Origin of the sequence: Streptomyces odontotermitis, from assembly GCF_050510915.1 — a bacterium.
Taxonomy (GTDB): Bacteria; Actinomycetota; Actinomycetes; order Streptomycetales; family Streptomycetaceae; genus Streptomyces.
In genome coordinates this window covers 257,588-277,119 of the sequence record NZ_JBNJLS010000010.1, presented here as the reverse complement: position 1 = coordinate 277,119, position 19,532 = coordinate 257,588, and the positions used below count along the sequence as shown (strand labels likewise).

Genomic DNA, 19,532 nt, shown 5'->3' with positions numbered 1-19,532 from the left:
ACACAACACTACGGCCGCGGCCCCCGTGACGGGGACCGCGGCCGAAGCAGCGTGCTGAAAACTACTTGTCGCCCTTGAGGGCGTCCATCGCGCGCTTCGTGACCTCGTCGACCTTGCCGAGCGCGGAGATCGTGACCACCAGGCCCTGCGAGCGGTAGTAGTCGATGATCGGCTCGGTCTGGGCGTGGTAGACCTCGAGGCGCTTGCGGACGGTGTCCTCGCTGTCGTCGTCCCGCTGGTACAGCTCGCCGCCGCAGACGTCGCAGACGCCCTCGGCCTTCGGCTTGCTGTACGTCACGTGGAAGACGTGGCTCGAGTCCTTGCGGCAGATGCGGCGGCCCGCGATGCGCTTGACCACCTCGTCCTCGGGGACCTCCAGGTCCAGGACCGCGTCCAGCTTCGCGTCGTCGGCCTTGAGGGCCTTGTCGAGCGCCTCGGCCTGCGAGACGTTGCGCGGGAAGCCGTCGAGCAGGAAGCCGTTCACGGCGTCCGGCTGCTCCATGCGGTCCTTGGCCATCCCGATGGTGACCTCGTCCGGCACCAACTGGCCCGCGTCCATGTAGGACTTGGCCTCGATGCCGAGCTCCGTGCCCTGGCTGATGTTGGCACGGAAGAGGTCGCCCGTGGAGATGTGCGGGATCGACAGGTTCTTGGCAAGGAACGCGGCCTGCGTACCCTTGCCCGCACCGGGCGGCCCGACGAGGACGATTCGCATCAGCGGAGGAACCCTTCGTAATTGCGCTGCTGGAGCTGGCTCTCGATCTGCTTCACGGTCTCCAGACCCACACCCACGATGATGAGGATGCTTGTCCCGCCGAACGGGAAGTTCTGGTTCGCGCCGAAGCCCACCAACGCCATCGTCGGTACGAGAGCGATCAGACCCAGATACAGCGAGCCCGGCCAGGTGATCCGGTTGAGCACGTAACTCAGATACTCAGCGGTCGGACGGCCAGCCCGGATGCCCGGGATGAAGCCACCATACTTCTTCATGTTGTCAGCGACTTCGTCGGGGTTGAACGAGATCGCCACATAGAAGAAAGCGAAGAAGACGATCAACAGGAAGTACGTGACGATGTAGTACGGGTGGTTTCCCTTGGTCAGGTGCTGGTCGATCCAGGTCTTCCACTCCGAGTTGCCGCCCGCGAACTGGGCGACGAGCGCCGGGATGTAGAGCAGCGACGAAGCGAAGATGACCGGGATCACACCCGCCTGGTTGACCTTCAGCGGGATGTACGTGGACGTACCGCCGTAGGACCTGCGGCCGATCATGCGCTTCGCGTACTGGACCGGAATGCGCCGCTGCGCCTGCTCCACGAAGACCACCAGGCCGACCATGACCAGGCCGACGAGGATCACGGTGCCGAACTCGATCCAGCCGCCCGCCAGGTCGCCCTGCTTCTTGATGGCCCACAGGGCGCTCGGGAAGGTGGCGGCGATCGAGATGAACATCAGGATCGACATGCCGTTGCCGATGCCCTTGTCGGTGATGAGCTCGCCGAGCCACATCACACAGGCGGTGCCCGCGGTCATGGTGATGACCATGGTGACGGTCACGAAGATCGACTGGTCAGGCACGATCTCGCTGGCCACCTGGCAGCCCTGGAACAGGGTGCCGGTGCGGGCGGTGGCCACCAGGCCGGTGCCCTGGAGGATCGCGAGCGCGATGGTCAGATAGCGCGTGTACTGCGTGATCTTTGCCGTGCCCGCCTGGCCCTCCTTCTTGAGGGCTTCGAGGCGCGGGATCACCACAGTCAGCAGCTGAAGAATGATGCTCGCCGTGATGTACGGCATGATGCCGAGCGCGAAGATCGTGATCTGCAGCAGCGCGCCACCACTGAACATGTTGACCAGACCGAACAGCCCCTGATTGGCGTTGGCCTGGTCCATGCAGGTCTGGACGTTCTTGTAACTGATGCCGGGAATCGGGACGTGCGTACCGATTCGATAGATCACGATGATGCCGAGCGTGAAGAGCAGCTTCTTGCGCAGGTCGGGCGTCTTGAACGCTCGGGCGAACGCGGTGAGCACGGTGCCTCCTGCGACCCCCGCGCACGTGCGTCAGAGGTAGTGGTCTTGGGTTCGACGAATTCGTATAACAGCCAGAAAACCGTGCGGGCAGACCGCACGGACTTTAGACAGTGCACGCCACCTTACCGGCGACCGTGCCCCCCTTGGAACGACCAACCGGGGATGCCCCTTTTGTGGGGCATCCCCGGTTGGGATCGCTCAAGTCATCGAGACGCCTGGGTGATTCAGACGAGCTCGGTGACGGTACCGCCGGCGGCGGTGATCTTCTCCTTGGCGGAGCCGGAGACGGCGTCAACCGTCACCTGCAGCGCCACGGTGACCTCGCCCTGGCCGAGGACCTTGACAAGGCTGTTCTTGCGAACGGCGCCCTTGGCGACCAGGTCGGCCACCGTGACCTCTCCACCCTCGGGGTAGAGGGAGGTCAGCTTGTCGAGGTTCACGACCTGGTACTCGGTCTTGAACGGGTTCTTGAAGCCCTTGAGCTTCGGGAGACGCATGTGGAGGGGCATCTGCCCACCCTCGAAGCGCTCCGGAACCTGGTAACGGGCCTTGGTGCCCTTGGTACCACGACCAGCGGTCTTACCCTTGGACGCCTCACCACGACCCACACGGGTCTTGGCGGTCTTGGCGCCCGGGGCAGGACGGAGGTTGTGGACCTTCAGCGGGTTCTGCTCCGCCATGTCAGTCGACCTCCTCAACCGTCACGAGGTGGCGGACGGTGTGCACCATGCCGCGGAACTCGGGGCGGTCCTCCTTGACGACGCTGTCACCGAGGCGCTTGAGGCCCAGGGTGCGCAGCGTGTCGCGGTGGTTCTGCTTGCTGCCGATGTACGACTTCGTCTGCGTGATCTTGAGCTGTGCCATTACGCACCTGCTCCCGCACGCGCACGAAGGAGAGCCGCGGGGGCGACGTCCTCGAGCGGCAGACCACGGCGAGCCGCGATCTCCTCGGGACGCTGCAGGCCCTTGAGGGCCGCCACGGTCGCGTGCACGATGTTGATCGCGTTGTCGGAGCCCAGGGACTTCGACAGGATGTCGTGAACGCCGGCGCACTCCAGGACGGCGCGCACCGGGCCACCGGCGATAACACCGGTACCGGGGGAAGCAGGCTTGAGCAGGACGACGCCCGCGGCCTTCTCACCCTGGATGGGGTGGGGGATGGTGCCCTGGATGCGGGGGACCTTGAAGAAGTGCTTCTTGGCCTCCTCAACACCCTTGGCGATGGCGGCCGGCACCTCCTTGGCCTTGCCGTAACCGACACCCACGGTGCCGTCACCATCGCCCACCACGACCAGCGCGGTGAAGCTGAAGCGACGACCACCCTTCACAACCTTGGCGACGCGGTTGATCGCGACAACGCGCTCAACGTACGCGGTCTTCTCGGCGGCAGCAGCGCCGCCGTCACGGCCCTTCCGGTCCCGCCGCTCGCCGCCACCGGCACCGCTTCCGCGGCGCTGGGGTCCAGCCATTGGAATTACCTCTCTCTGTTTCCGCTAGCTACGGAACCGGCTCAGAACTTGAGCCCGGCTTCGCGGGCGGCGTCCGCCAGGGCGGCGATGCGCCCGGCGTACTGGTTGCCACCACGGTCGAATACGACAGCCTCGACACCCGCGGCCTTGGCACGCTCGGCGACGAGCGCACCGACCTGCTTGGCCTGGGCCGACTTGTCACCCTCGCCACCGCGGATCGAAGCGTCCAGGGTCGACGCCGACGCAAGGGTGTGACCCTTGAGGTCGTCGATGACCTGAGCAACGATGTTGCGGTTCGAACGCGTCACGACGAGGCGCGGACGCTCCGCCGTACCCGACACGTTCTTGCGGATGCGGATGTGGCGGCGCTGCTTGGCGGCGCGCTTGTAGGCGTCACCCTTAGCAATCTTCACACCGTATGCCATGGCTTACTTACCCGCCTTTCCGACCTTGCGGCGGATGACTTCGCCCTCGTACTTGACGCCCTTGGCCTTGTACGGGTCGGGCTTGCGCAGCTTGCGGATGTTGGCCGCAACCTCGCCGACCTTCTGCTTGTCGATGCCCTCGACAGACAGCTTGGTGGGCGACTCGACCTTGAACGAGATGCCCTCGGGCGCCTCGACCAGGATCGGGTGGCTGTAACCCAGCGAGAACTCCAGGTTGGAGCCCTTCGCCAGGACGCGGTAACCGACACCGCTGATCTCGAGCTTCTTCACGTAACCCTGGGTCACACCGGTGATCATGTTCGCCACCAGCGTGCGGGACAGGCCGTGCAGGGCCTTGTTCTGACGCTCGTCGTTGGGGCGGGTGACGTTCAGAACGCCGTCCTCGCCCTTAGCGATCTCGATCGGCGCGGCGACGGTGTGGGTCAGGGTGCCCTTGGAACCCTTCACCGTGACCGTGCGGCCATCGATGGTGACGTCCACGCCGGCGGGAACCGTGATGGGGAGCTTGCCAATACGCGACATAGCTGTTTCCTCCGTTCCCTTCCGCTACCAGACGTAGGCGAGGACTTCCCCACCCACGCCCTTCTTGCCTGCCTGCTGGCCGGTCAGGAGACCGTGCGACGTGGAGATGATCGCCACGCCCAGGCCACCGAGGACCTTCGGCAGGTTGGTGGACTTCGCGTAAACGCGCAGACCCGGCTTCGAGATCCGCTTGATGCCGGCGATCGAACGCTCACGGTTCGGGCCGAACTTCAGCTCGAGAACGAGGTTCTTGCCGACCTCGGCGTCCTCGACCTTCCAGCCGGTGATGAAACCCTCCTGCTGGAGGATCTCGGCGATGTGCGACTTGATCTTGCTGTGCGGCATCGCCACGGTGTCGTGGTACGCCGAGTTCGCGTTCCGCAGACGCGTAAGCATGTCTGCGATCGGATCAGTCATGGTCATGAATTGGCCTTCGGCCTCTCTCGCCGGGGTTTCCTGTATGCGCCATCCCTCTCCCCACTCATGGGCGGGACGGGTGCGGCGCGGGGACCTACGGCGTAGTAAGTCGTACGGGGCGGCGGGCGCCCAACCCTCCTAGCCTAAGCCATGAAGAGCAGGGCACCCTACCGTCCCATTGCTTACCGAGAGCCCTCAGTAATCCCAACTAGGGGATTACCAGGAGCTCTTGGTCACGCCCGGCAGCTCGCCACGGTGAGCCATCTCACGGAGGCACACGCGGCACAGGCCGAACTTGCGGTACACGGAGTGCGGACGGCCGCAGCGCTGGCAGCGGGTGTACGCACGCACACCGAACTTGGGCTTACGAGCAGCCTTGGCAATCAGAGCCTTCTTCGCCATCTCGCTTACGCCTCCTTGAACGGGAAGCCGAGGTGACGGAGAAGGGCACGGCCCTCAGCGTCGTTGGTCGCCGTGGTGACCACGGTGATGTCCATACCCCGGACGCGGTCGATCTTGTCCTGGTCGATCTCGTGGAACATGACCTGCTCCGTGAGACCGAAGGTGTAGTTGCCACGGCCGTCGAACTGCTTGGGGGACAGACCACGGAAGTCGCGGATGCGCGGCAGCGCGAGCGACAGGGTGCGGTCCAGGAACTCCCACATGCGGTCGCCACGGAGCGTGACGTGGCAGCCGATCGGCTGGCCCTCGCGCAGCTTGAACTGCGCGATGGACTTCCGGGCCTTCGTCACGGCCGGCTTCTGGCCGGTGATCGTGGTGAGGTCGCGGATGGCGCCGTCGATCAGCTTCGAGTCACGGGCGGCGTCGCCGACACCCATGTTGACCACGATCTTGACCAGGCCGGGGACCTGCATGACGTTCTCGTACTTGAACTCGTCACGCAGCTTGCCCGCGATCTCCTCGCGGTACTTCGTCTTGAGACGCGGAGTGGTGGTGGTCGTCATCAGATGTCCTCACCCGTCCGCTTGGCAACGCGGATCTTGTTGCCCTCGTCGTCGAAGCGGTAACCGACGCGCGTGACGACCTTGTTGCCGTCCTTCTCCACGACCAGCTGGACGTTGGAGACGTGGACGGGGGCCTCGGTGGTCACGATGCCGCCGGCCTGCGAGCCGGAGGCCGTGGGGCCGGCCTTCGTGTGCTTCTTGACCCGGTTGACACCCTCGACCAGGACGCGCTCCTCGCGCGGGTAAGCGGCAATGACCTTGCCCTGCTTGCCCTTGTCCTTACCGGTGATGACCTGGACCAGGTCGCCCTTCTTGATCTTCATGCTTACAGCACCTCCGGCGCGAGCGAGATGATCTTCATGAACTTCTTCTCGCGCAGCTCACGGCCCACCGGGCCGAAGATACGGGTGCCGCGAGGGTCGCCGTCGTTCTTCAGAATGACGGCGGCGTTCTCGTCGAAGCGGATGTACGAGCCGTCCGGACGGCGGCGCTCCTTGACGGTGCGAACGATGACCGCCTTGACGACGTCACCCTTCTTCACGTTGCCACCGGGGATCGCGTCCTTGACGGTGGCGACGATGACGTCACCGATGCCCGCGTAGCGGCGACCCGAGCCACCGAGAACACGGATGGTGAGGATTTCCTTCGCACCCGTGTTGTCGGCGACGCGAAGTCGCGACTCCTGCTGGATCACGTCTATCTCCTGTTTGTCTGCCGGTTCCCGGCAGGGACCTTGTCCGTCAAGGGAGTTGGTCCCTGCCGAGCCTGGCGGAACGAACTCCGGGGGAAACCCCCCGGAGAATTACTTGGCCTTCTCGAGGATCTCGACGACGCGCCAGCGCTTGGTCGCCGACAGCGGACGCGTCTCCATCAGGAGGACGCGGTCGCCGACGCCGGCAGCGTTCTGCTCGTCGTGCGCCTTGAGCTTGTTCGTACGGCGGATGACCTTGCCGTACAGCGCGTGCTTGACGCGGTCCTCGACGGCGACGACGACGGTCTTGTCCATCTTGTCGCTGACGACCAGACCCTCACGGGTCTTGCGGAAGCCGCGCTCGGCCTTCGTCTCTTCAGTCACGTTGCTCTCGCTCATCAGGCGCTCTCCACCGTCTCGATGCCCAGCTCGCGCTCACGCATCAGGGTGTAGATCCGCGCGATGTCCTTGCGGACGGCCTTCAGCCGACCGTGGTTCTCGAGCTGACCGGTCGCCGCCTGGAAGCGGAGGTTGAACAGCTCTTCCTTGGCCTCGCGGAGCTTGGCGACAAGCTCCTCGTTGCCCAGCTCGCGCAGCTCGGACGCCTTGGTTCCGGCCGACATCACGCCTCACCTGCCTCGCGCCGGACGATGCGGCACTTCATCGGAAGCTTGTGAGCAGCGCGGGTGAGCGCCTCACGAGCAATCTTCTCGTTCGGGTACGACAGCTCGAACATCACGCGTCCGGGCTTGACGTTGGCGACCCACCACTCCGGCGAACCCTTACCGGAACCCATGCGGGTCTCGGCAGGCTTCTTGGTGAGGGGGCGGTCCGGGTAGATGTTGATCCAGACCTTGCCGCCACGCTTGATGTGACGCGTCATGGCGATACGAGCAGCCTCGATCTGACGGTTCGTCACATACGCCGGGGTGAGCGCCTGGATGCCGTACTCGCCGAACGCAACCTGCGTGCCACCCTTGGACATACCGCTGCGCTTCGGGTGGTGCTGCTTGCGGTGCTTGACCCTACGGGGGATCAGCATTTCGGTCAGGCCTCCGTTCCGGTGCTCTCAGCAGCCGGAGCGGCAGCGGCGGGAGCCTCGGCCTTGGGGGCCTCGGCAGCCGGCGCGGACTGCTGCTGCGGCTTGCGACCGCGGCCGCCACGCTCGCCACCACGGCCACCACGGGCCGGGCGGTCGTTGCCACCACGGGCCGGGCGGTTGCCGGCGCGGGCAGCGGCGTTCTCGGCGCGGACCTCGGCGATGTTCTTGACGTCGCCCTTGTAGATCCAGACCTTCACGCCGATGCGGCCGAAGGTCGTCTTGGCCTCGAAGAAGCCGTAGTCCACGTTGGCGCGGAGCGTGTGCAGGGGCACACGGCCCTCGCGGTAGAACTCCGAACGGGACATCTCGGCACCGCCGAGACGACCGCCACACTGGATCTTGATGCCCTTGGCGCCCGCCTTCATCGCCGACTGCATGCTCTTACGCATGGCGCGACGGAAGGAGACGCGGGAGGACAGCTGCTCCGCAACGGCCTGGGCCACGAGCTGAGCGTCGACCTCGGGGTTCTTGACCTCGAGGATGTTCAGCTGGACCTGCTTGCCCGTGAGCTTCTCGAGGTCACCGCGGATGCGGTCGGCCTCGGCGCCACGGCGGCCGATGACGATGCCGGGACGAGCGGTGTGGATGTCCACACGCACGCGGTCACGGGTGCGCTCGATCTCCACCTTCGAGATGCCGGCGCGCTCCATGCCGGACGTCATCATCCGACGGATGGCGACGTCTTCCTTGACGTAGTCCTTGTACAGCTTGTCGGCGTACCAACGCGACTTGAAGTCGGTCGTGACACCGAGCCGGAACCCGTGCGGGTTTACCTTCTGGCCCATTACCGGGTTCCTTCCTTGCTGCTGACGACCACGGTGATGTGGCTGGTCCGCTTACGGATCCGGTAGGCACGGCCCTGGGCGCGCGGACGGAACCGCTTCAGGGTCGGGCCCTCATCGACGAACGCCTCGCTGATGTACAGCGACGAAGCGTCCGTGTGGTCGTAGTTGTGCGCGGCGTTGGCGATGGCGCTGTCCAGCACCTTGCCGACCGGCACGCTCGCGGCCTGCGGGGCGAAACGCAGGACCGCCTGAGCCTCCGTGGCGTCCATGCCACGGATGAGGTCCACCACGCGGCGGGCCTTCATGGGCGTGACGCGGATGTACCGCGCCTGGGCCCTGGCTTCCATGGTTGTCCCTTCGGTGTTAGTCACAGTCGTTCACACCCCGCTTAGCGGCGCTTCGACTTGCGGTCGTCCTTGACGTGGCCGCGGAAGGTGCGGGTCGGCGAAAACTCACCGAGCTTGTGGCCGACCATCGACTCGGTGACGAACACCGGGATGTGGGTCTTGCCGTTGTGCACCGCGATCGTGTGCCCCAGCATGCTGGGGATGATCATCGAGCGCCGGGACCAGGTCTTGATGACGTTCTTAGAGCCCGCTTCGTTCTGGGCGTCCACCTTCTTGATCAGGTGGTCGTCGACGAAGGGCCCCTTCTTGAGACTGCGCGGCATCTAAACCCGCTCCTAGCGCTTCTTGTTCGACTTGCGGCGGCGGACGATGTACTTGTTGCTCGCCTTGTTGCGATCACGAGTACGACCCTCCTTCTTGCCCCACGGCGAGACCGGGTGGCGACCACCGGAGGTCTTGCCTTCACCACCACCGTGCGGGTGGTCAACCGGGTTCATGACGACACCACGCACGGTCGGGCGGACGCCCTTCCAGCGCATGCGGCCGGCCTTGCCCCAGTTGATGTTCGACTGCTCGGCGTTGCCGACCTCGCCGATGGTGGCGCGGCAGCGGACGTCGACCAGGCGGATCTCACCGGACGGCATGCGAAGGTGCGCCATGGCGCCTTCCTTCGCGAGCAGCTGCACCGAGGCACCGGCCGAGCGGGCGAACTTGGCGCCGCCGCCCGGACGCAGCTCGATGGCGTGCAGCGTCGTACCGACGGGGATGTTGCGCAGCGCCATGTTGTTGCCGGGCTTGATGTCGGCGCCAGGGCCGTTCTCAACCCGGGCACCCTGCGCCAGACCACGCGGGGCGAGGATGTAGCGCTTCTCGCCGTCCGCGTAGTGCAGCAGCGCGATGCGCGCGGTGCGGTTGGGGTCGTACTCGATGTGCGCGACCTTGGCCGGCACGCCGTCCTTGTCGTGACGACGGAAGTCGATCACGCGGTAGGCGCGCTTGTGTCCGCCACCCTGGTGGCGAACCGTGATCCGACCGGCGTTGTTACGGCCGCCCTTGCTGTGCAGCGGGCGGACCAGCGACTTCTCCGGCGTGGACCGCGTTACCTCGACGAAGTCGGCGACGCTGGAGCCACGACGGCCCGGCGTAGTCGGCTTGTACTTGCGGATTCCCATTTCTCAGTCCTCGTCCGATATTCGGACCAGGGCGCTCCGTTAGGAGGCCTGGCCGAAGATGTCGATACGGTCGCCCTCAGCAAGGGTCACGATGGCGCGCTTGGTGTCGGCACGCTTGCCGAACCCGGTGCGCGTGCGCTTCCGCTTGCCCTGACGGTTGATCGTGTTGACGCCGGTGACCTTGACCGAGAAGACCGCCTCGACGGCCTGCTTGATCTGGGTCTTGTTGGCGCCCGGGGCCACGATGAACGTGTACTTGCCCTCGTCCAGGAGCGCGTACGACTTCTCGGAGACGACCGGCTTGACGAGGACGTCGCGCGGGTCCGAGAAGGACTTGCTCAGCGGGGTGGGCTCAACCTCGAACTTGCCCTCGGTCGCGATGCGCTTCGCCTTGGCGACGCGCGCGGCCTTGGCGGCCTTCGCAGCCTTGGACGCAATGCTCTGGTGACGGATGGCCATCAGGCGTCGCTCCCTTCGGTGTCATTGGCCTTCGGGCCGGACACGAAGGACTCGAAGGCGGCCTTGGTGAAGACCACGTCGTCCGAGACGAGAACGTCGTACGTGTTCAGCTGGCCCGGCTCCAGGATGTGGACCTGGGGCAGGTTGCGGGCGGACAGCAGGGCCTTCTCGTTCTCCCGCTCGACGACCAGGAGCACGTTCTTGCGCTCGCTGATCTTGCCGAGGAGAGCCTTGGCGGCCTTGGTGGAGATGTCGCCCTCGACCACGTCGGCGACGACGTGGATACGGCTGTTGCGGGCCCGGTCGGTGAGGGCGTGGCGCAGGGCCGCGGCCTTCATCTTCTTCGGGGTCCGCTGCGAGTAGTCACGCGGCACGGGGCCGTGGACGACGCCACCGCCGGCGAACTGCGGCGCACGGGTCGAACCCTGGCGCGCGCGGCCGGTGCCCTTCTGGCGGTAAGGCTTCTTGCCACCGCCACGGACTTCGCCGCGGGTCTTGGTCTTGTGCGTGCCCTGACGGGCAGCGGCCAGCTGCGCGACAACGACCTGGTGGATCAGCGGGATGCTGATCTTCTCGACGTCGAAGATCTCCGCGGGGAGCTCGACGGTCCCGGCCTTGTCGCCTGCCGGCGAAAGGATGTCAATGGTGCTCATCGGTTCCTCAAGCCCCCTTGGCCGCGGTACGGACCAGGACGAGGCCGCCGTTCGGACCGGGAACTGCGCCCTTGATGAGCAGCAGACCCTTCTCCGCGTCAACGGCGTGGACGGTCAGGTTCTGGGTGGTGACCCGCTCGTTGCCCATGCGGCCCGCCATGCGCATGCCCTTGAAGACACGGCCGGGGGTGGCACAGCCACCGATGGAACCGGGCTTGCGGTGCACACGGTGAGCACCGTGGGACGCCTTGCCACCGTGGAAGTTGTGGCGCTTCATGACACCGGCGAAGCCCTTGCCCTTGCTCTTGCCGGTGACGTCGACCTTGACGCCGGCCTCGAAGGTCTCGGCAGTCAGCTCCTGGCCGAGGGTGTACTCGCTGGCGTCAGCGGTACGGATCTCGACGAGGTGGCGACGGGGGGTCACGTCGGCCTTGGCGAAGTGGCCCTTGAGGGGCTTGTTCACCTTGCGCGGGTCGATCTCGCCGAAGGCGATCTGGACCGACTCGTAGCCGTCGGAGTCATTCGTACGGACCTGGGTAACGACACAGGGCCCGGCCTTGACCACGGTCACCGGGACGACACGGTTGTTCTCGTCCCAGACCTGGGTCATGCCGAGCTTCTCGCCCAGGATGCCCTTGATCTGCTTGGTCATCTCTCCAGCGCCCTTCAGAGCTTGATCTCGATGTCGACGCCGGCCGGAAGGTCCAGGCGCATCAGCGAGTCAACGGTCTTGGGCGTCGGGTCGAGGATGTCGATCAGGCGCTTGTGCGTGCGCATCTCGAAGTGCTCGCGCGAGTCCTTGTACTTGTGCGGCGACTTGATGACGCAGTACACGTTCTTCTCAGTGGGCAGCGGCACCGGGCCCGCGACCGACGCACCAGTACGCGTCACCGTCTCGACGATCTTCTTCGCCGAGGAGTCGATGACCTCGTGGTCGTAGGCCTTGAGCCGGATGCGGATCTTCTGTCCCGCCATGGCTACTTAGTAGTCCTTTGTCTCGTAACGCTCTGGAACCCGGCGGGTTCTTGCTTCTTCCGACCCACGCGGTCGGGCGTGTCGCAACCTCGCTGACACGGATATCCCAAGGGATTTCCCTGCTAGGGGCTGCGGCCCGAGGCCGCGTCCGGGGGAAGAAACCCACCGGGTGCCTGGCTGAGGCACCCCGCCCACGCTTCCCAGAAGATTCCCGTACGTCCGCTCCAGCGCTGCCTTTCGGCAGTTGGGGCGACGAGTACTGTGGGACTCGCTTCCGGTCCTCCCGGCGGGAGGCGCGCAGCATCGGCACTCAACCGAGCAACCCCGACAGTCTGCCATACGGGACGTATCCCTGGCCAATCGAGGCGGGATCGTACCCCACTCCCCGCGTGGTCATGCCCACACCCTCACCCAGCGCTCCTACTTTGCGCCCCTCGGGTGAACAAAAGATGTACATGCATGGAACCTGCACACTCCGCTAACCCTCTTTCCAGACGAAACAACTGGACAGCAGCGCGGCCCCCGACCGCTGCACAGGGTGGACGGAGAGAGGCACGTGCGAGGTTGGCCTGCCTGGAGGACCGGCCGGGGACGGGGCGAAGCCCCCGCAGCCCCGCCCCAGACCCAGGACATACGGGACCCGGGTGCGCCCGGGAAGCGTCCCCGGCGCGGCCCTGCCCCCGCCCGCCGCACCCTCCTCCTGGGCACCGCCGCCGTCGCGGCAGGCTCCGCCGCGGCCGCCTGCACCCGCACACCCGAGGCTCCCCCGCGCAGCAGTACCGCCGCCCCCTCCCCCGCCACGGGCCTGCCCGCCACCCAGTCCGACCGGGCGCTGCTCCTGCAGTTCCTCGCCCACCCGGACGACGACCTGTTCTTCATGAACCCGGACACCCAGCACGCCGTGGCCGCGGGCACCCCCCTGGTCTGCGTGTACGTCACCGCGGGCGAGGCCGACGGGGTCAACAAGATCCCGGGACAGCCGCACCCGCCCGCCGACCAGCCCGCGTACGCGGCCGCCCGCCACCAGGGCCTGCGCCAGTCGTACGCCGAGCTGATCGGGCTGCCGCTGTTCACGCCCTGGCAGACGGGCACCCTCAAGCTGCCCGGCGGCCACCGCGCCGAGGTGAACACGCTGGAGCACGGCGACCGCCGCGTCGACCTGATCCACCTGAACCTCGCCATGCACACCCCGGCCTGGCACATGGGCGCCCCCGCCCTCTGGCGTCAGCCGGGCCTGACGCTGCGCACCGTCATCCCGCAGGGCTCGCCGCTGCGCTCGGTCCAGACGTACGACCACGAGGCCCTGATCGACGTACTCGTCGGCCTCCTGGAGCGCTACCGGCCCACCCTGGTGCAGACGCTCGACCCCGACCCCGACATCCAGCTCAGCGACGAGCGCACCCGCATCCGCGACAGCGAGCAGCCCGGGTACTCCGACCACGCCGACCACACGGCCGTCGCCTCGTTCACCTGGGCCGCGCTGATCCGCTGGGCGCAGACGGCCGAGGGCGGCCCGCCCCCGTTCGTCACCACGGCCTTCCGCGGCTACTACAACAACCACTGGCCGAAGAACCTCCCGACCGCGGTGCTCAAGGCGAAGGCGGCACTGCTGCGGCCGTACGGCGCCGCGCCCGAGTGGCAGTGCGGCAACCCCGCGGGCTGCGGCGACTACAACGTCGGCGGCAACCGCCCCCTGACCAACCGCAAGGGCTGGGTGCGCGCCACCCACTACCGCTACCCGGGCCCGCGGCTGCAGCTGGCCACCGGCCCCGACGGCAGGCTCACCGCGTACGGCGTGCTCGGCCTGCGCGCGGTGCGCTACCAGGAGCGGGCGAACGGGACCTTCGGGAAGCCCGTCGACCTGGGCGGCGGCCCCCTCGCCCCGGTCCTCGGCGCGGCCAGGCTCCCGGACGGGCGCCAGCTCCTGTTCGGGCTCCGGCTCGCCTCGGTGGAGGGGCGCGGCGCGCAGAACGTACGGGAGATCGTGCTCCTGGAGGAGCGCGCGACGGGCACGAAGCGGTCGGGCTTCTCCGCGTGGACGGGGCTCGGCAACCCCGAGCCCGAGCCCGTGCGGGGGCGGCGCATCGGGGTGCCGGTCGCGGTGACCGCGAAGGACGGGCGGGTGCACCTCTTCGTGCGCAACGCCGACCAGGGCATCAGCACGCGTGTGCGCGGGACCGACGGGGTCTGGTCGCCGTGGCGCGACCTCGGCGGCGGCCAGGTGCAGGACGGGCTCACCGCGATCGCCGGGGACGACGGCCAGGTGCATGTGTACGCGCCGGGACGCGAGACCGTGCACCACTGGACGCAGGACGGCCCGGTCCCCTCCGCCGGCCTGCCCGTACCGGCGGACTCCATAGCCGCCCTGGGCAGCCGCCTCTACTACCGGCCGCCCGCCTCGACCGAGCTGATAACCATCGGCGGCGACCCCGTCCGATTCCCCGGCTACGGCCCCGTGTCGGCCGCCGGGGAGTACCTCCTGGGCCGCGATGTGCGCGGCGCCCTGCAGCTCCTGCACCGCGGCCGCCTCACCCACCCGGCCACGGCCCGCAGCAGCCTGGGCGGCCCCACGCTCGCCGACACCCGGCTCGGCCCCGCCGTCGCGGGCCTCTCCCCCGACGCCCGCCCCTGGCTCTGGCGGCCCAAGCAGTCGCAGGCGTAGCCCCCGCGCGCGCCCGGGACAGCCGGGCGCGCGAAAGCAAGCGCGAAAGCAAGCGCGAAAGCAACAAGGCAAGCGAAAGGGCCCGTACGACCGAAGTCGTACGGGCCCTCTCAGGTGCTCGCTGGAGCTACCAGGCTGTCAAGCCAACAAGACTTACTTGTTGATCTTGGTGACCTGGCCGGCGCCCACGGTCCGGCCACCCTCACGGATGGCGAACTTGAGGCCCTCCTCCATGGCGACGGGCTGGATGAGCTCCACCTTCATCTCGGTGTTGTCACCCGGCATGACCATCTCGGTGCCCTCGGGGAGGGTCACGACGCCGGTCACGTCCGTCGTACGGAAGTAGAACTGCGGGCGGTAGTTGTTGAAGAACGGGGTGTGGCGGCCACCCTCGTCCTTCGACAGGATGTACGCCTGCGCCTCGAACTCGGTGTGCGGGGTAACCGAACCCGGCTTGATGATGACCTGGCCGCGCTCGACGTCCTCGCGCTTGATGCCACGGAGGAGCAGACCGACGTTCTCACCGGCCTGGCCCTCGTCGAGCAGCTTGCGGAACATCTCGATGCCGGTGACCGTGGTGGTGGTCTTCTCCTGCTTGATGCCGATGATGTCAACGGTCTCGTTGACCTTCAGGACACCACGCTCGATGCGGCCGGTGACGACGGTGCCACGACCGGTGATCGTGAAGACGTCCTCGATCGGCATCAGGAACGGCTTGTCGACGTCGCGCTCGGGCTCCGGGATCGACTCGTCGACGGCCTTCATCAGCTCGAGGACGGAGTTGCCCCACTCCTTGTCGCCCTCGAGGGCCTTCAGAGCGGAGACCTTGACGACCGGAACGTCGTCGCCCGGGAACTCGTACTCGGAGAGGAGCTCACGGACCTCGAGCTCGACGAGCTCCAGGATCTCCTCGTCGTCCACCATGTCGGCCTTGTTCAGGGCGACAACGATGTACGGAACGCCGACCTGGCGGGCCAGGAGCACGTGCTCCTTGGTCTGCGGCATCGGGCCGTCGGTGGCGGCGACCACGAGGATGGCGCCGTCCATCTGCGCGGCACCCGTGATCATGTTCTTGATGTAGTCCGCGTGACCGGGGCAGTCGACGTGGGCGTAGTGACGCGCCTCGGTCTGGTACTCGACGTGCGCGATCGAGATCGTGATACCGCGCTGGCGCTCCTCGGGAGCCTTGTCGATCTGGTCGAAGGCCGAAGCCTCGTTCAGGTCGGGGTACGCGTCGTGCAGCACCTTGGTAATGGCGGCCGTGAGGGTCGTCTTACCGTGGTCAATGTGACCGATGGTGCCGATGTTGACGTGCGGCTTAGTCCGCTCGAACTTCGCCTTCGCCACTGGGGTCCTCCTGTGGAGTGGTTCTGTACGCCTTACTTCATCGGCGCCAGGTGATCTTTGCTGGGGTGCCCGGGGCCCGGGTCACTCCCTCCCGATTGGGGCGGGAATGACCCGGAGGCTCCGGAGTCAAGCCTAAAGCGTGAACTCGAGTGAGTTACTCGCCCTTGGCCTTCGCGATGATCTCCTCGGCGACGTTCCGCGGAACCTCGGCGTAGGAGTCGAACTGCATCGAGTAGCTTGCGCGACCCGACGTCTTGCTGCGGAGGTCTCCGACGTAGCCGAACATCTCCGACAGCGGGACCAGGCCCTTGACGACCCGGGCGCCACTGCGCTCCTCCATGGCCTGGATCTGGCCACGACGGGAGTTGATGTCGCCGATGACGTCGCCCATGTAGTCCTCGGGCGTGGTGACCTCGACGGCCATCATCGGCTCGAGCAGCACGGGGCTGGCCTTGCGCGCGGCCTCCTTGAAGGCCTGCGAACCGGCGATCTTGAACGCGAGCTCGGAGGAGTCGACCTCGTGGTAGGCACCGTCGATGAGCGTGACGCGGACGCCCGTCATCTCGTAGCCGGCCAGGATGCCGAACTGCATGGCCTCCTGCGCACCCGCGTCCACCGAAGGGATGTACTCCTTGGGGATGCGGCCACCGGTGACCTTGTTCACGAACTCGTACGAAGCGTCGCCGCCCTCGATCGGCTCGATGGCGATCTGGACCTTGGCGAACTGACCGGTACCACCGGTCTGCTTCTTGTGCGTGTAGTCGACGCGCTCGACGGCCTTGCGGATCGTCTCGCGGTAGGCGACCTGCGGCTTACCGACGTTGGCCTCGACCTTGAACTCCCGCTTCATGCGGTCGACAAGGACCTCGAGGTGAAGCTCGCCCATACCACCGATGATGGTCTGGCCGGTCTCCTCGTCGGAGTGCACCTGGAAGGAGGGGTCCTCCTCCGAGAGGCGCTGGATGGCGACACCCAGCTTCTCCTGGTCACCCTTGGACTTCGGCTCGATGGCGACCTGGATGACCGGCGCCGGGAAGTCCATGGACTCCAGGATCACCGGCTGCTTGTCGTCACAGAGCGTCTCGCCCGTGGTGGTCTGCTTGAGACCCATGACGGCGACGATGTCACCGGCGCCCACCGACTCGATCTCCTCACGCTTGTTCGCGTGCATGCGGTAGATCTTGCCGATGCGCTCCTTCTTGCCCTTGACGGAGTTCAGCACCGCGGTGCCGGAGTCCAGGCGACCGGAGTAGATCCGGACGAAGGTGAGCTTGCCGAGGTGCGGGTCGCTCGCGATCTTGAAGGCGAGAGCCGACAGCGGCTCCTCGTCGGACGGCTTGCGCTTGACGACCGTCTCCGGGTCCTTCACGTCGTGGCCCTCGATGGCCTCGACGTCCAGGGGGGACGGCAGGTAGCGCACGACCGCGTCGAGCAGGGGCTGAACGCCCTTGTTCTTGAACGCGGTACCGCAGAAGACGGGGGTGACGGTGGTGTCGCCGCCCTTGCCGGAGGCGATGGTGATGCGACGGATCGCCGCGTACAGCTGCTCCTCGGAGGGCTCCTGGCCCTCGAGGTACAGCTCCATCATCTCCTCGTCGTTCTCCGCGACGGCCTCGAGCAGCTTGCCGCGGTACTCCTCGGCAGCCTCGGTGTGCGTGTCGGGGATGTCGACGATGTCGTAGGCCTCGCCCATCTTGGTCTCGGCGGACCAGACGAAAGCCTTCATGGTGACGAGGTCGACGACGCCCTTGAAGTCAGCCTCTGCACCGATAGGCAGCTGCATGACCAGCGGGGTCGCACCGAGGCGGTCGACGATCATGTCGACGCAGCGGTGGAACTCGGCACCCGTGCGGTCGAGCTTGTTGACGAAGCAGATGCGCGGAACGCCGTAGCGGTCCGCCTGACGCCACACGGTCTCGGACTGGGGCTCAACGCCGGCGACGCCGTCGAACACCGTCACGGCACCGTCGAGCACGCGAAGCGAACGCTCCACCTCGACGGTGAAGTCGACGTGGCCCGGGGTGTCGATGATGTTGATGGTGTGGTCGACGTCGTTCAGCGGCCAGTGACAGGTGGTGGCAGCAGAGGTGATCGTGATGCCACGCTCCTGCTCCTGCTCCATCCAGTCCATCGTGGCGGCGCCGTCGTGGACCTCACCGATCTTGTACGAGACACCGGTGTAGAACAGGATCCGCTCGGTGGTCGTCGTCTTGCCCGCGTCGATGTGGGCCATGATGCCGATGTTGCGCACCTTGGCCAGGTCAAGTGAAGTGGTAGCCATGTCGGCTCAGTCTTCTCTCGGTCTCGATGTGGGTAGCGACTACCAGCGGTAGTGCGCGAAGGCCTTGTTGGACTCGGCCATCTTGTGGGTGTCCTCGCGCTTCTTCACAGCGGCACCGAGGCCGTTGGAGGCGTCGAGGAGCTCGTTGAGCAGACGCTCGGTCATGGTCTTCTCGCGACGGGCGCGGGAGTAACCCACCAGCCAGCGCAGGGCCAGCGTGTTGGCACGACCGGGCTTGACCTCGATCGGAACCTGGTAGGTCGCACCACCGACGCGGCGGGACTTGACCTCGAGGGTCGGCTTGATGTTCTCGAGAGCGCGCTTCAGCGTGATGACCGGGTCGTTGCCGGTCTTCTCGCGCAGGCCCTCCATGGCGCCGTAAACGATGCGCTCGGCGGTGGAGCGCTTGCCGTTCAGCAGCACCTTGTTGATGAGGGAGGTCACCAGAGGAGAACCGTAGACCGGGTCGATGATGACCGGGCGCTTCGGGGCGGGGCCCTTACGAGGCATTCTTACTTCTCCTTCTTGGCGCCGTAGCGGCTGCGGGCCTGCTTGCGGTTCTTGACACCCTGGGTGTCGAGGGAACCGCGGATGATCTTGTAGCGAACACCAGGCAGGTCCTTCACACGGCCACCACGCACGAGCACGATGGAGTGCTCCTGCAGGTTGTGTCCCTCACCCGGAATGTAGGCCGTGACCTCGATCCCGGAGGTCAGACGCACACGCGCGACCTTCCGCAGGGCCGAGTTCGGCTTCTTCGGGGTGGTCGTGAACACACGCGTGCAGACGCCACGACGCTGGGGGGAACCCTCGAGCGCGGGCGTCTTGTTCTTCTCGACCTTGTCCTGCCGGCCCTTACGGACCAGCTGCTGGATCGTAGGCACTACTTCTCCGGTTTCTGTGTGCCGAATAGTAAAGCTAACCTGGAACGTTGCCGACCCACGCGGTCGGGTGTGTCGAATGCTGCAGACTCCCGCTGAAGGCGAGAAGGGCGCAGATTTCGGCGGCCACTTTCGAACCCGCGCTGCGGTCAGGACACGCGCGCGAGCCCAGGCACACCCCAGGCACAAGGTCTGAGCGTACCTAGCTCATCGACTTGGGTCAAAACAAATGGCCACGCACGGAATGCCACGTGCAGTGCGATACGTCACCGCTCTCCCGCCCCGACCGAAGAATGAGACGCCAAGTCTCAGCACCCGGTACCAAAATGC

28 protein-coding genes are annotated in these 19,532 nt (G+C 66.5%); 1 reads left to right on the top strand and 27 read right to left on the bottom strand.

The window, feature by feature from the left end; all coding sequences use genetic code 11:
* Positions 1-61: 61 nt before the first annotated feature.
* From ACQB60_RS27200 to rpsJ, 23 genes are all read right to left on the bottom strand, one after another.
* On the bottom strand, positions 62-715 hold the full coding sequence (locus ACQB60_RS27200) for an adenylate kinase (protein WP_496928718.1): 654 nt from the start codon (positions 713-715) through the stop codon (positions 62-64).
* Positions 715-2,028, bottom strand: coding sequence for a preprotein translocase subunit SecY (gene secY / locus ACQB60_RS27195; RefSeq protein WP_384829955.1), 1,314 nt, complete (start codon positions 2,026-2,028; stop codon positions 715-717). The genes ACQB60_RS27200 and secY overlap by 1 nt, the downstream gene beginning before the upstream one ends.
* 224 nt (positions 2,029-2,252) lie before the next feature.
* The gene (gene rplO / locus ACQB60_RS27190) at positions 2,253-2,708 is read right to left on the bottom strand and encodes a 50S ribosomal protein L15 (RefSeq protein ID WP_384829952.1); all 456 of its coding nucleotides are present in this window, start codon (positions 2,706-2,708) and stop codon (positions 2,253-2,255) included.
* Between the two features lies 1 nt (position 2,709).
* Positions 2,710-2,892: a 50S ribosomal protein L30 gene (gene rpmD, locus ACQB60_RS27185; RefSeq protein WP_496928717.1), complete on the bottom strand. Its 183-nt coding sequence runs from the start codon at positions 2,890-2,892 to the stop codon at positions 2,710-2,712.
* Complete coding sequence (gene rpsE / locus ACQB60_RS27180; protein WP_005313527.1) at positions 2,892-3,497, bottom strand: 30S ribosomal protein S5; 606 nt, start codon at positions 3,495-3,497, stop codon at positions 2,892-2,894. The genes rpmD and rpsE overlap by 1 nt, the downstream gene beginning before the upstream one ends.
* A gap of 41 nt (positions 3,498-3,538) precedes the next feature.
* On the bottom strand, positions 3,539-3,922 hold the full coding sequence (gene rplR / locus ACQB60_RS27175) for a 50S ribosomal protein L18 (protein WP_496928716.1): 384 nt from the start codon (positions 3,920-3,922) through the stop codon (positions 3,539-3,541).
* Between the two features lie 3 nt (positions 3,923-3,925).
* Complete coding sequence (rplF, locus tag ACQB60_RS27170) at positions 3,926-4,465, bottom strand: 50S ribosomal protein L6 (protein WP_384829942.1); 540 nt, start codon at positions 4,463-4,465, stop codon at positions 3,926-3,928.
* A 24-nt stretch (positions 4,466-4,489) separates the two neighbouring features.
* On the bottom strand, positions 4,490-4,888 hold the full coding sequence (rpsH, locus tag ACQB60_RS27165) for a 30S ribosomal protein S8 (RefSeq protein ID WP_018528360.1): 399 nt from the start codon (positions 4,886-4,888) through the stop codon (positions 4,490-4,492).
* Positions 4,889-5,098: 210 nt separating this feature from the next.
* Complete coding sequence (locus ACQB60_RS27160; protein WP_003956452.1) at positions 5,099-5,284, bottom strand: type Z 30S ribosomal protein S14; 186 nt, start codon at positions 5,282-5,284, stop codon at positions 5,099-5,101.
* 5 nt (positions 5,285-5,289) lie between these two features.
* Positions 5,290-5,847 (bottom strand): 50S ribosomal protein L5, encoded by a 558-nt coding sequence (gene rplE, locus ACQB60_RS27155; protein ID WP_384829939.1) that lies wholly within the window; start codon positions 5,845-5,847, stop codon positions 5,290-5,292.
* Complete coding sequence (rplX, locus tag ACQB60_RS27150) at positions 5,847-6,170, bottom strand: 50S ribosomal protein L24 (protein ID WP_030685463.1); 324 nt, start codon at positions 6,168-6,170, stop codon at positions 5,847-5,849. The genes rplE and rplX overlap by 1 nt, the downstream gene beginning before the upstream one ends.
* A gap of 2 nt (positions 6,171-6,172) precedes the next feature.
* Positions 6,173-6,541 (bottom strand): 50S ribosomal protein L14, encoded by a 369-nt coding sequence (gene rplN / locus ACQB60_RS27145; RefSeq protein WP_003974257.1) that lies wholly within the window; start codon positions 6,539-6,541, stop codon positions 6,173-6,175.
* Positions 6,542-6,649: 108 nt separating this feature from the next.
* Positions 6,650-6,937: a 30S ribosomal protein S17 gene (gene rpsQ, locus ACQB60_RS27140; protein ID WP_384829935.1), complete on the bottom strand. Its 288-nt coding sequence runs from the start codon at positions 6,935-6,937 to the stop codon at positions 6,650-6,652.
* The gene (gene rpmC, locus ACQB60_RS27135; protein ID WP_017949657.1) at positions 6,937-7,161 is read right to left on the bottom strand and encodes a 50S ribosomal protein L29; all 225 of its coding nucleotides are present in this window, start codon (positions 7,159-7,161) and stop codon (positions 6,937-6,939) included. Before rpmC ends, rpsQ begins: the two co-directional genes overlap by 1 nt.
* A complete protein-coding gene (gene rplP, locus ACQB60_RS27130) occupies positions 7,161-7,580 on the bottom strand; it encodes a 50S ribosomal protein L16 (protein WP_017949658.1) in 420 nt (139 codons plus the stop codon). The genes rpmC and rplP overlap by 1 nt, the downstream gene beginning before the upstream one ends.
* A 5-nt stretch (positions 7,581-7,585) precedes the next feature.
* Positions 7,586-8,425: a 30S ribosomal protein S3 gene (gene rpsC, locus ACQB60_RS27125; RefSeq protein ID WP_384799824.1), complete on the bottom strand. Its 840-nt coding sequence runs from the start codon at positions 8,423-8,425 to the stop codon at positions 7,586-7,588.
* Positions 8,425-8,772, bottom strand: a complete 348-nt coding sequence (gene rplV, locus ACQB60_RS27120) for a 50S ribosomal protein L22 (RefSeq protein ID WP_031012097.1) — start codon at positions 8,770-8,772, stop codon at positions 8,425-8,427. The genes rpsC and rplV overlap by 1 nt, the downstream gene beginning before the upstream one ends.
* Positions 8,773-8,813: 41 nt before the next feature.
* The gene (rpsS, locus tag ACQB60_RS27115; RefSeq protein WP_384829932.1) at positions 8,814-9,095 is read right to left on the bottom strand and encodes a 30S ribosomal protein S19; all 282 of its coding nucleotides are present in this window, start codon (positions 9,093-9,095) and stop codon (positions 8,814-8,816) included.
* A gap of 12 nt (positions 9,096-9,107) precedes the next feature.
* Positions 9,108-9,944 carry a 50S ribosomal protein L2 gene (gene rplB, locus ACQB60_RS27110; protein WP_384829929.1) on the bottom strand — a complete coding sequence of 279 codons (837 nt, stop codon included), beginning with the start codon at positions 9,942-9,944 and terminating at the stop codon, positions 9,108-9,110.
* Between the two features lie 39 nt (positions 9,945-9,983).
* Positions 9,984-10,403 (bottom strand): 50S ribosomal protein L23, encoded by a 420-nt coding sequence (gene rplW, locus ACQB60_RS27105; RefSeq protein ID WP_384829926.1) that lies wholly within the window; start codon positions 10,401-10,403, stop codon positions 9,984-9,986.
* Positions 10,403-11,056, bottom strand: a complete 654-nt coding sequence (gene rplD, locus ACQB60_RS27100) for a 50S ribosomal protein L4 (protein ID WP_384829923.1) — start codon at positions 11,054-11,056, stop codon at positions 10,403-10,405. The genes rplW and rplD overlap by 1 nt, the downstream gene beginning before the upstream one ends.
* 7 nt (positions 11,057-11,063) lie before the next feature.
* On the bottom strand, positions 11,064-11,708 hold the full coding sequence (gene rplC / locus ACQB60_RS27095) for a 50S ribosomal protein L3 (RefSeq protein ID WP_384829919.1): 645 nt from the start codon (positions 11,706-11,708) through the stop codon (positions 11,064-11,066).
* A gap of 14 nt (positions 11,709-11,722) precedes the next feature.
* The gene (rpsJ, locus tag ACQB60_RS27090) at positions 11,723-12,031 is read right to left on the bottom strand and encodes a 30S ribosomal protein S10 (RefSeq protein ID WP_003948644.1); all 309 of its coding nucleotides are present in this window, start codon (positions 12,029-12,031) and stop codon (positions 11,723-11,725) included.
* A gap of 631 nt (positions 12,032-12,662) precedes the next feature.
* Here rpsJ and ACQB60_RS27085 point away from each other — a divergent pair.
* Entirely contained in the window at positions 12,663-14,693 is a 2,031-nt protein-coding gene (locus ACQB60_RS27085) for a PIG-L family deacetylase (protein WP_496928737.1), read from the top strand.
* A gap of 153 nt (positions 14,694-14,846) precedes the next feature.
* Here the strand turns inward: ACQB60_RS27085 and tuf are convergent, their stop codons facing one another.
* The 4 genes from tuf to rpsL all read right to left on the bottom strand — a co-directional run bounded on the left by tuf (position 14,847) and on the right by rpsL (position 19,205).
* Positions 14,847-16,040, bottom strand: a complete 1,194-nt coding sequence (tuf, locus tag ACQB60_RS27080; RefSeq protein WP_384829916.1) for an elongation factor Tu — start codon at positions 16,038-16,040, stop codon at positions 14,847-14,849.
* A 154-nt stretch (positions 16,041-16,194) separates the two neighbouring features.
* Complete coding sequence (gene fusA / locus ACQB60_RS27075; protein WP_496928715.1) at positions 16,195-18,321, bottom strand: elongation factor G; 2,127 nt, start codon at positions 18,319-18,321, stop codon at positions 16,195-16,197.
* Positions 18,322-18,360: 39 nt separating this feature from the next.
* Positions 18,361-18,831: a 30S ribosomal protein S7 gene (gene rpsG, locus ACQB60_RS27070; RefSeq protein WP_003974303.1), complete on the bottom strand. Its 471-nt coding sequence runs from the start codon at positions 18,829-18,831 to the stop codon at positions 18,361-18,363.
* Positions 18,832-18,833: 2 nt separating this feature from the next.
* Positions 18,834-19,205 carry a 30S ribosomal protein S12 gene (gene rpsL / locus ACQB60_RS27065; protein WP_003948652.1) on the bottom strand — a complete coding sequence of 124 codons (372 nt, stop codon included), beginning with the start codon at positions 19,203-19,205 and terminating at the stop codon, positions 18,834-18,836.
* Between the last annotated feature and the right edge of the window lie 327 nt (positions 19,206-19,532).